10 protein-coding genes and 2 pseudogenes are annotated in these 13,287 nt (G+C 40.1%); 3 read left to right on the top strand and 9 right to left on the bottom strand.

Features of this window, described 5'->3' with window-relative positions:
* Positions 1-2,204: CHAT domain-containing protein (locus ACFE93_RS09650; RefSeq protein ID WP_375473088.1), on the bottom strand; the 2,204-nt coding region annotated here is incomplete at its 3' end.
* A complete protein-coding gene (locus ACFE93_RS09645; RefSeq protein WP_375473087.1) occupies positions 2,186-2,800 on the bottom strand; it encodes a hypothetical protein in 615 nt (204 codons plus the stop codon). The genes ACFE93_RS09645 and ACFE93_RS09650, both read right to left, overlap by 19 nt.
* Positions 2,801-2,960: 160 nt before the next feature.
* Between ACFE93_RS09645 and ACFE93_RS09640 the strand changes: the two genes are divergently transcribed.
* A complete protein-coding gene (locus ACFE93_RS09640; RefSeq protein ID WP_375473086.1) occupies positions 2,961-4,088 on the top strand; it encodes a succinylglutamate desuccinylase/aspartoacylase family protein in 1,128 nt (375 codons plus the stop codon).
* Between the two features lie 224 nt (positions 4,089-4,312).
* Here ACFE93_RS09640 and ACFE93_RS09635 read toward each other — a convergent pair whose 3' ends face one another.
* On the bottom strand, positions 4,313-5,395 hold the full coding sequence (locus ACFE93_RS09635) for an ATP-dependent 6-phosphofructokinase (RefSeq protein ID WP_375473135.1): 1,083 nt from the start codon (positions 5,393-5,395) through the stop codon (positions 4,313-4,315).
* Between the two features lie 429 nt (positions 5,396-5,824).
* On the opposite strand from ACFE93_RS09635, the gene era reads away from it, so the two are divergent.
* A complete protein-coding gene (gene era / locus ACFE93_RS09630; RefSeq protein WP_375473085.1) occupies positions 5,825-6,799 on the top strand; it encodes a GTPase Era in 975 nt (324 codons plus the stop codon).
* A gap of 91 nt (positions 6,800-6,890) precedes the next feature.
* Positions 6,891-7,568 carry a response regulator transcription factor gene (locus tag ACFE93_RS09625; protein ID WP_104908984.1) on the top strand — a complete coding sequence of 226 codons (678 nt, stop codon included), beginning with the start codon at positions 6,891-6,893 and terminating at the stop codon, positions 7,566-7,568.
* Positions 7,569-8,108: 540 nt separating this feature from the next.
* Here ACFE93_RS09625 and ACFE93_RS09620 read toward each other — a convergent pair.
* From ACFE93_RS09620 to ACFE93_RS09595, 6 genes and pseudogenes are all read right to left on the bottom strand, one after another.
* Positions 8,109-8,390, bottom strand: a complete 282-nt coding sequence (locus ACFE93_RS09620) for a hypothetical protein (RefSeq protein WP_375473084.1) — start codon at positions 8,388-8,390, stop codon at positions 8,109-8,111.
* A pseudogene (locus ACFE93_RS09615) lies at positions 8,391-9,132 on the bottom strand (DUF3891 family protein).
* A 349-nt stretch (positions 9,133-9,481) separates the two neighbouring features.
* Entirely contained in the window at positions 9,482-10,174 is a 693-nt protein-coding gene (locus ACFE93_RS09610; protein WP_375473083.1) for a manganese catalase family protein, read from the bottom strand.
* 176 nt (positions 10,175-10,350) lie between these two features.
* Positions 10,351-10,593 (bottom strand): GlsB/YeaQ/YmgE family stress response membrane protein, encoded by a 243-nt coding sequence (locus tag ACFE93_RS09605; protein ID WP_375473082.1) that lies wholly within the window; start codon positions 10,591-10,593, stop codon positions 10,351-10,353.
* A gap of 621 nt (positions 10,594-11,214) precedes the next feature.
* Positions 11,215-12,597, bottom strand: coding sequence for an oxygen-independent coproporphyrinogen III oxidase (hemN, locus tag ACFE93_RS09600; RefSeq protein WP_375473081.1), 1,383 nt, complete (start codon positions 12,595-12,597; stop codon positions 11,215-11,217).
* An 86-nt stretch (positions 12,598-12,683) separates the two neighbouring features.
* A pseudogene (locus ACFE93_RS09595) lies at positions 12,684-13,070 on the bottom strand (heme oxygenase (biliverdin-producing)); the annotation flags it as partial.
* Positions 13,071-13,287: the final 217 nt, after the last annotated feature.

Here is a 13,287-nt window from a genome sequence, read left to right as displayed (position 1 = left end):
TATATCTTCAGCGCCTTGTTGTAATAATCAACTGCCACATCAAACTGCCGTTGCTTTTGGGCAATATTGCCTAGATTATGATAACAAACAGCAATTTTGTCATTCACTGAGGAGTCATTTACAGCTATGAGTTCATCCAGAATTTCTTGATAGACTTTCCCTGCCCCTTCCAAATCAGCACTTTGAGCCGCTTCATTAGCATCTTCAACCCGCAGATATATCCAGAAATTCAGAGCATCTTTACCCTTTGCTTTGGCATTTACCAAGTGAATGCCTATTTGATTTAGCGCCCGTTGTCGCAGTGATTTAAATTCGGGTTTGCGCTCTATGCGTTCATATACATCTCCCAAGGCTTGCAGAATTGCTCGTGCTTCAGCCCATTCCTGCTGATGTTCGGCAAGGCGCAAGTTTTGCAACAGATTTGGTTTTTCGACTCGCAGCACAAAAGTTGCTAGTTCTGCGTTGCTGATAAGTTGCTTACGGTAGTTGTCAGCCAAATAAGCGTAGAAAATCAGCAACTTTTTTTCGAGTTCGTTACTTACCTCCTGGAAAGTAATTGTGTTTAACTGTTGGCGCAAATACCAAGGTAGTGCTGGGTGAATTTTGTAGATAGTCTCACCCAAATATTCCAAAATACCTGCGGCGGCTGCTTCATTGAGAATTTTTAACCAATCTGGTTTTTGCAAGTTATCCCCAAACACCGCCCGATAAGCTTGTCCAAAGCTATTATCAGGATTTTTTGAAAAACTATGCAGCCAATATGCATTAACTCGTTCAGAAAACAGCGCCAAAAATGGTAAATGCTGACGTGTACGTTCCGACAACTTAGCAAAAGAATAATCCAACGACACAGTAAGAGATTTTTCTCTCCCTTCTTCCTCTTGTCCCCTAAAAGTATCCAACCCCCGCCGCAACGCCTCAATTAACTGCACGGGTGTCTGTGTCTTTAAGTGCGGTAAGATCACCCGCAAAGATAAGGGATGTCCTCCCAGCAATTTCAGCAATTCCAAATACTCTGCTGGCAGGTTCTTTCTCTCCACACCCACCGTTTGCAAAATCTTCGCGGCTAACTCTTGGGCATCCGCTTGAGACAACCCCCGCAAATTGATTAAACTATACCCACAATCAAGCCAAGATTCTTCGTGGCGACTGGTAATTAATACCCAAGATTTACCACTCCGCAATTCCTTAAGAAACCGCTTCAGCTTGTTTCTCTCTTCCCCACTCAATAATGGTTCATTCCCCGTAGGGAAACCGTTGACAGGTTCAAAGTTATCCCAAATCAACAAGCAAGGATTAGTTTGCAGATATTGCCGCACCACAGCATCTTGCTGTTCTGACATCATTTGGGAAAATCTCTCACCACCCAACGCCCTACCAATTTGGTTAATTACCTGACTCAACCCCGCACCTTGTTCAAAAGAAGTGAAGAATATACCGCCTGTACGTCCTTGAGTGTCATCCAACCATCTGGCGAAACCTGCGGCTAACTCAGTTTTACCAACACCGCCCATTCCCTGCACTAGCACCAGATGATTTTGCCGAAATGCTCTCTCTAAACGCAAAATCTCATAATCCCGCCCAATAAAACCATAAGCACTTTCATCAGGTAAACCTACAGCTTTGCTACTTTCTGGAGTGTTGTCTGCTTGCGCCATTAAATCAGCAAAACTGGGTGCTGTCTTTTGAGGAACAAAAGGCGTATAGGGTTCCTGCTGATACAACACCGGCACTAACCAATCTTGTAAAGGTAAATTTCCTTTGGGACTGGGGCGCATTTTGTCAATAGACATGGACTTACGCCCTGCTGCAACTGCTGTGGCGATACACTCTCCCCTGACTAATTCCCCATACAACCGCCCAATAAAGTGTTCTGCACCTTTGGCGTAAACTGAATACGCCATCGCTACCACACCCTTAGCCCCCAATTTCACCAACTGTCCCGCCACAGAAGAAAAAGCTTCTTCGCCTACTTGTCCAGACTTGCAAGCATTCAGTACAAAAATCGGCACGCGGCAATCTGTTAAATATTGGGCAATTTCTCTAGCGCTGACAGCTTGCTCATTTCCTTGTTCATCCTCAAAGACTAAAACTCCCTGTGTTTCGCTGTCAAAATTCCCATGTCCATCAAAATGGACGATATGATAAAAACCCTTATTCGCTTGCAGTTCTGCTTCAAACTCTTTCAAGCTAGGGGGACGCAATACCTTAAGATTGACTCGTTGTCGATCGGTTGCAACGCCGCCAGCAGTGGACGGGCAATGGTTTTAAACCCAACGTCTTGCTCATCGTCAGGACGGGCAATAACTAGTAAAATATTCAGTTGGTCATTGGGCATTGCTGGCAATGGTGCTTTTACGCCCTGACTGCTGAGACTGCGATACATCCCCGCCAGTGAAGGTGCAAGAAATTGATAATCGGGGGAATACAGCAACTCCCAAGGCAAATTCAGCACTTCGGCGTTATCGGAAATGATGCCTAGTTCACAGTTATCTAGCCCTTCCCGTGTCGCTTCCTGAAAAAACTCTCGTCCTTTCTCTGTGCTGCGAAATACTAGTTCAAATAGCTGTTGTCCCCACTGCTGTAATTTTTGTTCAATTTTTACAGCGTTATCTGGAAAAATACCGTAAGGGAACTTCAGATAATCTTCTAAATACCAGCGCAACTCAGCCGCGTTTTCTTTATTGAAGGGTTGCTGGAAGCCGACTTCTGACGCAAAACGAGGACTTTCATATCCGCGTTGCCAAGAAAGTTGGATTTTGTCGTCTTGATGCGTAATCCGCAACCAATTCTGCGCCATAGCTACCGCCAACACTAGTTAATGTGATGCTACCTTATCCTAGTCATTCACACAGAGGTTAGCTGATTACGCAAATGAAATCAGCAAATTCTATTGGGCTAGGCTTTTAATTCAGTACATATCCAGCGATAATTTACTCAAATCATCACCGAGTTATTTCATGCAGCCAGTTATTGAAAGCATTCTATTACGTCAAATGGCTTCAGGCGATCGCCTGTCCTTACAACTATACAAATTCATCGGCGCTCAACCTGGTAAAAAGGTTTACATTCAATCTAATCTGCACGGTGCAGAAATCGCTGGTAATGCCGTTATTCACCAGCTAATTGAGTTTTTCTTATCAATAAATGATACAGATTTAACTGGAGAAATTTGGTTAGTTCCCGTTTGTAATCCAATGGGGACGAATGAACGCGCTCATCATTTTTCCCCTGGACGATATTGCGTTTACGAAGCCAAAGACTGGAATCGCATATTTTGGGATTACGAGAAAGAAGCTGATGATTTAGTAGCTTTTACTAAATCTCAACTTCATATCGATCTAAAGGTCGTTCGACAAAATTATCTAACTATAATTAAGCAGCAATTTGCGAAAATTTTAGAAAAAATTAATTCTCCTAGTGCAGTGCCATACACTGAGCTTTTTGGCTATAAGCTACAAAATCTGAGTTTAGATGCAGACTACTTAATTGATTTACATAGTTCTACCAATCAAGCGTTAGACTACCTTTATTACTTCCGAAATCGAGAAGACAGTGCAAAATACTTCCTACTCGATTTTGGAATTTTACTTGATAAATACGATGGTGATGCTTTTGATGAAGCTTTTATCAAACCTTGGTTAGCATTAGAAGCTTGTTTTCAAGAGTTTGATAGAGAAATCAAGTTTGATGTGGAAGCTTGGACACTGGAATTGGGAACGGGAATGCAAATGAACCCTGATTCAGTTGCTAAAGGTGTAAGGGGTGTAAAAAATTATTTAGTGCAAAAAGGTGTACTGCAAAGTCCTAATTTATCGAATGACACAAAAACCCATGAAATGACTTTTGCATCTAGCAGCAACCGGAAAAAATATTATGCGATCGCAGGTGGGATGATTCAATCGAGAATAGCGTTAGGTAGTTTTGTAAGAGCGGGAGAAAAATTGTATCAAATTCTCAGTTTTAATAAAGAAGGTAAGTTACCTAGTGTAATTGATGTCTACGCTCAACATGATGGATTAGTTTATGATGTCGCAACAAATCAAGCTGTAAATGAAGGTGAATTTGTCTTGGGAGTTATTAGTTAGGAGTTTTTTTGCAAGCGTTTCCCCCTTATACCTTTGGATGGTTTAATTGTTGCTTGTGCGCTGTCCGCAGAAGCAACAATTCTCTATTCGGTAGATATGCAGGATGGGTTAGTATTACCTGGTTAATTAGAAATTGTGAATCCGTTTAAATGAAAGTAGAGAATTAGGTTTACAGTTATTCTCATGGGATTCGCCAGGGCTAAACTCCGCATTCAGCACTGAATTCAGTCTCCTAAATAAATACTCATACCACGAGCAGTTTTAACTAAAGTACCATTGGGATCGACAGCGCTATATTGAGCGATCGCTTCTGTAATTGGTACACTTAATACTTGGCGATTTTGCCATGTCACCATGCGATCATATCGCTCTTCGGCAATTAGATTAACTGCTGCTACGCCAAAGGCTGTTGCAACTAATCTATCTAGTGGTGAAGCAGTCCCACCCCGTTGAATGTGTCCTAAAACTGTGACTCGCGTTTCTACACCGATGTGTTGAATAATTTCATCGGCTAAATATTCGCCAATTCCCCCGTATCGAGATTGACCTAAGCGATTGGTAATCGTCACATTTTCGCCGCCTTGGGTACGAACTGCTTCCGAAACAATAATCAAACAATAGTTTTTGCCTTTATCTTGGCGTTCTTTGATTTTGTGGCAAATGTGTTCAACTGTATAAGGTATTTCGGGAATTAAAATTACATTTGCTCCCCCCGCAATTCCCGCAGCTATTGCTATGTGTCCAGCATCACGCCCCATTACTTCCAAAATCATAACTCGGCTATGACTTGCAGCGGTAAAATGTAACCGATCTAACGCTTCTGTGGCAATATTTACTGCTGTATCAAAACCGATGGCGTGTTCGGTAACGCCAATATCGTTATCAATGGTTTTGGGAATACCTACCAAATTAATACCACCTTGTTGAGCAAGGCGACGCAAAATTGCCAAGCTACCATCGCCGCCGATACCAATCAAAGCGTCTAAACCTAATTGATGATAACCTGCAATAATTTCTTCGGAGCGATCGCATAAACTTCCATCCGCCATCGGAAAAGCAAAAGGGTCGCCTTTATTGGTTGTCCCCAACATTGTGCCACCCGCAGTTAACAACGAGTCAACTCTATCGACTTCCAGCTTGGTGAATTCTGGCGGACGCGCCATTAATCCTAGAGTCGCTTGACGAATTCCCAAAACCTCCCAGCCATAAGTATTGACAGCACAATTTACTACAGCCCTAATCACAGCATTTAAGCCAGAACAATCACCTCCACTCGTAAGAATTCCTATGCGTTTGGGTTCTCCCACATTTTTTATTGACATTTTGATCCAAATGTATATATTAAATAGTCGATGAAACTTAAGCCAAAGTTAGCAGTAGATTAAACCTAAGCAAAAGTTTTCCCTATTAATGCCAAAGTAATTTTATGTTTCTTTTGTATCTAAAAACAAAACAAAGTCTAAAAATTCAGCAACTCTTGAGCCAGAAGTCAGAATTTATCTAGGTTTGGTATGATTACTGATGAAATGAGGTAAACTTGGAGTTTAATTTTTTTAAGATTCTGACTACTGAATTCTGACTCCTGAATACTACAACTAAGGTTATCTCAGCTGTAAAATATAAGTGTAAAGCCAGTAGTAGATTAAACCTCGGCAAAAGCAATCCCTAAAAATGCCAGGGTAATTTTATGCCTATTTTGTGTCTAAGAAAAAACCAAGTTATCCCAGCTATAAAATATGAGGGTGGAGCCAAAGGTGACTAGTATTGAAAATTACACTTTCTCTTTTTCAGGAGAAGTAACAATTCCCCAAGCTTCTCCTGAATTCAAATCAGGTTTTATCGGCATTGTTGGTCGTCCAAATGTCGGTAAATCTACTTTGATGAATCAGTTAGTCGGACAAAAAATTGCTATTACATCACCAGTAGCACAAACTACACGTAACCGTTTGCGCGGTGTATTAACTACACCAGAAGCACAGTTAATATTTGTAGATACGCCAGGAATTCATAAGCCCCATCATCAATTGGGTGAAGTATTGGTGCAAAATGCCAAAATTGCCATTGAATCGGTAGATGTAGTGTTATTTGTGGTAGATGGATCTGTGGCATGTGGCTCGGGCGATCGCTATATTGCCGAATTGCTTAGTCGCAGCAAAACACCAGTAATTCTGGGCGCTAACAAAACCGACCAACAACCTGCTGATTCGCAGTTTCTAGATGATAGCTACGCTCAGATGGCCCAGTCCCATGAATGGGAATTCGTGAAATTTTCTGCCAAGACTACTACCGGATTACCGCAACTTCAAGAATTATTAATTAAACATTTAGAAATTGGCCCATTATATTATCCTCCAGACTTAGTAACTGACCAGCCAGAACGCTTTATTATGGGTGAATTAATCCGAGAACAAATTTTATTATTAACTCGTGAAGAAGTACCCCATTCAGTTGCGATCGCAATTGATTTAGTAGAAGAAACTCCCAGCATTACCCGTGTACTTGCTACCATCAACGTCGAGCGTGATTCCCAAAAAGGTATACTCATTGGCAAAGGTGGAGCGATGCTCAAAGCAATTGGTAGTGAAGCTCGCGAACAAATTCAAAAATTAATCGCTGGCAAAGTTTATCTAGAATTATTTGTGAAAGTCCAACCAAAATGGCGACAGTCGCGGATTAGTTTAGCAGAGTTAGGCTATCGCGTGGAAGAATAATATATTGGTCATTTGTCATTGGTCATTAGTCATTGCCAAGCAAATAACAAAGGACAAAGGACAAATGACAAATGACTCTTAATTAATAAAAATGTCTTTAGATACTCGCTATCCCTTAAATTTACCCGTCAATGCTCCGCCCTTGCGCGTGTTAATTGTTGAAGACGATCCGATGATGCAATTGGGATTAGAACAATCATTAATGGCTCATCCTCAGTTGGAGATTGTTGGACAAGCTGAAGATGGTTATTTAGGAGTTCAAGCCGCACTGCAACTGAAACCTGATTTGGTGGTTATGGATATTGGATTGCCGCGATTGGATGGTATTGCCGCAACACAGCAAATTAAGGCGGCGCTGCCAGCAACTCATGTGGTGATGCTGACATCTCATCAAACGGAGACAGAAATTATTGCAGCACTATCTAGCGGAGCCGATGCATATTGTATCAAAGGTGCTAGTGTGGAACGATTGTTAAGTGCGATCGCAGCCGCAGTCGATGGTGCAGCCTATCTCGATCCTCAAATTGCACGGCGAGTAATTGATAATCTCAAACCGCCTTCACCCACCACTAACACCGCCAACTTATCTGGGCGCGAGTTAGAAGTCTTAAAGTTGATGGTAGACGGATTGAGTAACCCAGAGATTGCCGAAAAACTCTATCTCAGTCCCAACACCATCAAAACTCACGTCCGAGGGATTATGAATAAATTAGCAGTGGACGATCGCGTGCAAGCAGCAGTTGTAGCACTGCGTTCTGGGTTGGTTTAGAACACAAATGCAACCCAATCCCTAATCCCCAGTCCCTTTTACTCCCATTTACAAGTAGAGGCGTACATATATATGTACGCCTCTATAGCTGATTAATTTGTTGCCAAGATGTTTGAAAAATAGTCTACCTCAATGCATTTTAGTTAAAAGAGTTTGAGAATTGATTAGGGTCTATATTAGTAGGAAATAACAAAATTTCCTTGCCTTCTAAACTTGCCTTGTGGTGAAGCAAAATTGCCTTTTCCAAAGAACAATATTTAATAGGAACCCATCTGTCGCTATAAAAGTAGACAGTTACTCGGCTCATTGCATACTCTTTCAATAGCAATGGAAGAGACCAGGACGAGTCCACAGTTTGAACCTTACCTGTTGAGTCCATGCTTTGAACCTCAGTTGTTAAGTATATTTACTTTTACCGATCGGCATGATTTAAAGGAACTATCATAAGTAATAATAATCTGCCTTAAAAGTACATCTTTAGATAAAAGTTAGAATAATTAAAACTGACCTCACAACCTTGGCACTAAATGCGATCGGTACTTATTGTGTCTTTGTAGCTTGGGTTATATCCACAATATGACTCTCTCCAATAGTCGTTACTGAAATCACCATTGCAAAAATATAAGTAGTACAGCTTGGTGTAAATAAACATACCATTTCAAATGGCGCAAGAGCTTGGAATACAATTATTTTGACTTTTGACTTTTGACTTTTGACTTTTGACTTCCGCCTTGCAGTAGTAGGGATTTGATAGAAGATTGCGATCGCATAACCTAGTTTCTTACAGCTATTTTCAGCTAAATAGCTGTAAGCTTTATGCATCTAACTCTTAATGAATATCCACTCTAGTACCTTGATGGGGGCTTCTTGTAGTGCTTGAGTTAACTCAGCGCTGCTCTCAAATTTAACCTGGGAGAGGTCGCAGGCTTCGATGTTGACCGTGAATTTATCGTATTGGAAGGGCCAGGGTTTGACAACAACCATAGTTATCACTGCGCTGCATGATGTCATAGCGCTCACCTTCAGGTCCCTTGCTAATTTCTAAAAACCTTTCATCGTCAGGTAGTTCTTGCTGACAGAGAATAAGCGAAAGGCGATCGCACCATTGCATAAATGCATAGGCTGCATCAACTTCCTCTTTTTTGATGCCCAGTTCTTTACGCCAATGTTGCTGGTTTTGAAGTTGCTCATCTAAAAGTTTGTCGAATTTTGAAGACTTACCCCGGCTTGGCTCATTTAAACGGCTGATGTGCATCGAAATTAATAGAGCCACCCATCGTCCACGGTAAAGGGCATTCTTTGCCAAATTAGCCAATTTATCGACACTAGCATCTACATTGGCATTTGACTCAAGGGTGAAGTCCTTTGGCGCACCCGCTTTAGTCAGAATATCTTCTTCCCACTCTTTTTCTAAGTCATCGTGATGGGAAATTGCAGCTATTGTTTCATATAACCTGACTGGCGCATCTTTACGTTGCCATTGTCCAGCCAGTTGAGCAGCTAATAAAGCATGGGCACGATGATAAATCACTTCCCAACCAGTTGGCGTAGCGTTGACAATCACAAGTCAATCTCCTGATTCTGAGTTTTGATTTTGAGTTGAATTAATTTCTGGAGTCAGAAATATCGGGGTAGAACTTGAAGAAGCGATCGCTCTAACTTTTTCAGTGTCGCTGGATATTTAAAACTATAGCTATTTTCAATTGAATGTAATAGCCAAATACTCAGCTAAAAATCCCGACTTCTTAGAAAAGTCGGGAATTATTTTTTGCTTACTAGATGTAGCTAAACAACTCGAAAATTGCTAAATAAGGTGGGCTGTTTACTCAGAAGATGATTGGGAGTTTTTCAAAATTCCCCAAAATCTCTTTGCTCAAAATCAACCTATACTCTAATTGCAACCACTTATACAATTAAGAGCGGCTTTCTAATGGATTAGCAACGTATTTGAATGTTGGCTCAGAATTCCAAGGGCCACGCTCATCTTTACCATTTCCGTCTGTAGATAGGTTGTAGTAGAGAGCAACAGTTTCATCTGGCTTAACATTACCAAAGAATGGATCTGTCAACTTACCTAGCGAATCTAGAGCTTTCATAAACATCTGGGTATGAGAAATTTCTCGTGTTAACAGATGGACTAAAGTCTCTTGGGTTCCTTTATCGGTTGCCAACTTAATCAATTCTTCGTAAGTCTGACGAGCGCCAGCTTCGGCTGCAAGGTTAGCTCTTAAATCACGCACTACATCTCCACCTTCATTCAAGTAATTTGCAGTCCAAGCATTACCTTGACTATCTAGAAAATGAGGCCCAACCCCCCGAATTGCAAAGAGAGTACTTTTATAAGCCTCTGTTTGATCAACATTTTTGGTATGACCTTCGATGAGCTTCCCAACCATTTCTAAATGGCCGAATTCCTCGATGGCAATGTCTTGGAGCATGTCTTTAATGCCAGGATTTTCGACATGAAATGATTGAACCCAATATTGAAGTGCTGCACTAAGTTCTCCAGTAGCTCCGCCAAACTGCTCTAAAAGTAACTGAGCAAAACGAGGGTTTGGTTCACTAATGTTAACTGAATGAATAAGCTCTTTCTTGTGAAAAAACATAGATTTACACTTCCCAAAGTTATAGTGTTACAGAAAGGATCGGCTATTTTATTTTCTTTTAGTTTTTTCCAGTAAGAGCTAATTTTATCTTTAATAGAATAGCTTCTCAAATTGGTGAACTAAAAGACTGATAAAATACAGTGTTTATGTGAGTATTGATAACTGCTAATCAACGATTATGCATTCCTGCTTCTTCTGATTAATCCCCATATATAAATAATAACAATTGCACCAAGCACAGCTACTAAAATACCAGGGATTAAACCAGCGCCAGCCGAAGTAATTTGCAGAGTTCCTGTTCCTAGCAAGGTAAACATACTTCCACCGACAAAAGCACCAATGATACCCAAAATCATTGTGGAGAGAATTTCACCACCTTGATAGCCAGGATAAATAGCTTTAGCAATCGCACCTGCCAAAAGCCCTCAAACTATCCAAGCAATAATACTCATAACCGCCTCAACAGTCTCACTTATATCTAAGTTATCAACTCTAATTCCAATTTCTTTCTACCAGATGGGGTAAATCATAAATCCAAAAGTTATACAAAATGATTTACATCAAAATTAGATGATAATTGCCATTTTTACATTTTAATATAAACCGCAATTTTTTGCACATTTAAGTTAGAAGTTATTAAAAACATATCATCACAGATGTAATTATTTTTTGCAAAAATAAATATTAAGTGACTAATCCATTTATTCTTTTTTATCTCTATCTTCAGACATAAAGTTGGTATCTAACTTTTTGGGGATATATTAAAAATATTTATTCATAAAATCTTTGAATAATTACGTTATAATTCATCATTACTTATCTATATCAATAATTAATCAAGCTTTTTGGACATTTTTTATTTAACAAGTTTATTGAAACTGCCTTTTGACTGCCTATCACGTTTGCGCTAAAATTCATGCACCACGCAAATAAGTTCAAAAATAAAATCGGATTACTATAATTTTAATAAGATCCCCTCAAATTTTATTTTTAAGGTAGATTGAGAGGATAATATGTGGTAAAGATTTGCAGAAGCGATATCAAATAGCGCGGGAGAACTTTGTCTCTCGCGTTTTTGTGTAAGTATCAAATATGACGACAATGTTTCTTACTAGTAATCTGCCGATGTCTGTAATCTGGATTTTATTTTTTGATAAACTGACTAGACCATCGGCTTCTAGTGGTTTTAACGCCTCTAGTTCCTCAGAGAAATATTTATCAAAACTAATATGATATTTGTTTTCAATATCTTGCTTATAAAGTTGAAAGTGCGACATAATACCCATAATCACATCCTGTCTAATAATGTCATTCTGAGTAAGTTTGATACCTTTACTAACAGGTAAACTACCTGCTGCCAATGCCTGATAATAATCCTTTAACTCCTTGTGATTTTGGGCATAAGCATCTTTTAACATACTGATGGATGTTGCACCAAAACCAAATAATTCTGTTTCGGCGTGGGTAGTGTAGCCCTGAAAATTGCGTTTGAGAGTACCATTACGTTGAGCGATCGCTAATTCGTCATTAGTTTTAGCAAAATGATCCATCCCGATAAATAGATATTGGTTATTTGTCAATTCTTCAATAGTCATTTTCAGAATCTCTAACTTTTCCTCTGCTGGAGGTAGCGCTTCTTGAGGAATATTTTTTTGCGTCGGTTTTAGCCACGGCACATAAGCGAAGTTAAAGACGACAATTCGATCGGGATCTAATTCAATCGTTTTTTTCAGGGTCTTTTGAAATGTCTCGCGAGTTTGATAGGGTAAACCATAAATTAGGTCTACATTCACACTTTCAAACTTAGCTTCTTTGCTCCAACTCATGACATCAAAGAGCATTTCTTCTGGCTGGACACGATTTACAGCTACTTGAACTTGGCGATTAAAATCCTGAATGCCAAAACTAATGCGGTTAAATCCAATCTCTCTCAGAAAAAAAATGTAGTTTTTATCGATATAGCGGGGATTAATCTCAATTGAGATTTCTGCTTGGGGATCGATGTTGAAATAGCGATTGATGTTTTTCCATAAAAATTCTACTTGGTGATGCTCTAAGTAATTAGGAGTACCACCTCCCCAGTGGATTTGCAGTACTTTTCTATCTGGATCGATTAAAGCTGCGGTGTTTTTAATATCTTGAACCAAATGCTCCACGTAAGGTTTAGCAATATTCTTGTTGTTGGAAATTACCGTATTACAGCCGCAGAAGTAGCAAGCACTTTGGCAAAAGGGGATATGAAAATATAAACTCATAGGAGTTTTGCGTTCATTCGAGGCGGCGATCGCGGCCTTAAAATCAGTTTCAGTGAATGTTTCGCTTAACTCTGTAGCGGGCGGGTAACTGGTATATCTAGGTGCGCGAGTATCGTACTTTTGAATCAGATTCAGATCAAACTTGACACCAGGTAATAGAAAAACCATTGAGTTGCTTTCCAATGAATGAGGGGAGTCGGGAGTAGAGAGCAAGAGGGAAATAAGCAATGACGACAAATGACAAATGACAAATGACTTAAGCTATTAAAGAAAATTTGACCGAGTGCTTTAATTAAACTTCCCTCTAACTCTTGAGCCATCTTTAAATTGAACCCAAAGGCATTATTAGCTTCTGCAACAATCCGTTCTGCTGTTATATCATCAACAGGCAATGCATTTAATGCCTAACGATACTTATCCTTAAATGCCTTTTTGTCAGGAATTTGCTCAAAGTTGTAAAAGGATGTGCCTTCATAGCTAGAAAGCTTCAGGGTTGACTAAGCAACTTTTTGTAGCATTTGACCCCCAGATAGATCGCCCATGTAGCGAGTGTAGGCATGACCTAGCTATAAGGCTGGTTCACTAGCAGAAATTTCCCGAATGCGGTCAATGTAGCTCTGGGCAGCAGGTGAGGGTGTAATATCATGTCCGCTTGATTACTTATAAAACCCTAAGAACCCCAAAGAGCCAAAGCTACGCTTTGTCTCCCCTCCCGAAGAGCGGGCTACGATGTACACACAAGTCTCTACGTTGTTCTTTGAATCTGGGTTTTACCCCACCTTAACCACTGCTTGAATTCAATGAACGACCACCCGAATTCAATATATTTATTGCATAAATTCTCAAAACCTCACCCCA

Origin of the sequence: uncultured Nostoc sp., assembly GCF_964247315.1 — a bacterium.
Classification (GTDB): Bacteria; Cyanobacteriota; Cyanobacteriia; order Cyanobacteriales; family Nostocaceae; genus Nostoc.
Note: the sequence above shows the minus strand (reverse complement) of the source record. Positions and strands in the feature narration are given on the sequence as shown.

What these genes read in the sequence shown, in the direction of transcription:
- ACFE93_RS09645 (WP_375473087.1), bottom strand. Translation starts at nt 2,800, where the DNA reads ATGGCGCAGAATTGGTTGCGGATTACGCATCAAGACGACAAAATCCAA.
- ACFE93_RS09640 (WP_375473086.1), top strand. Translation starts at nt 2,961, where the DNA reads ATGCAGCCAGTTATTGAAAGCATTCTATTACGTCAAATGGCTTCAGGC.
- era (WP_375473085.1), top strand. Translation starts at nt 5,825, where the DNA reads ATGAGGGTGGAGCCAAAGGTGACTAGTATTGAAAATTACACTTTCTCT.
- ACFE93_RS09625 (WP_104908984.1), top strand. Translation starts at nt 6,891, where the DNA reads ATGTCTTTAGATACTCGCTATCCCTTAAATTTACCCGTCAATGCTCCG.
- ACFE93_RS09620 (WP_375473084.1), bottom strand. Translation starts at nt 8,390, where the DNA reads ATGCATAAAGCTTACAGCTATTTAGCTGAAAATAGCTGTAAGAAACTA.
- ACFE93_RS09610 (WP_375473083.1), bottom strand. Translation starts at nt 10,174, where the DNA reads ATGTTTTTTCACAAGAAAGAGCTTATTCATTCAGTTAACATTAGTGAA.
- hemN (WP_375473081.1), bottom strand. Translation starts at nt 12,597, where the DNA reads ATGGTTTTTCTATTACCTGGTGTCAAGTTTGATCTGAATCTGATTCAA.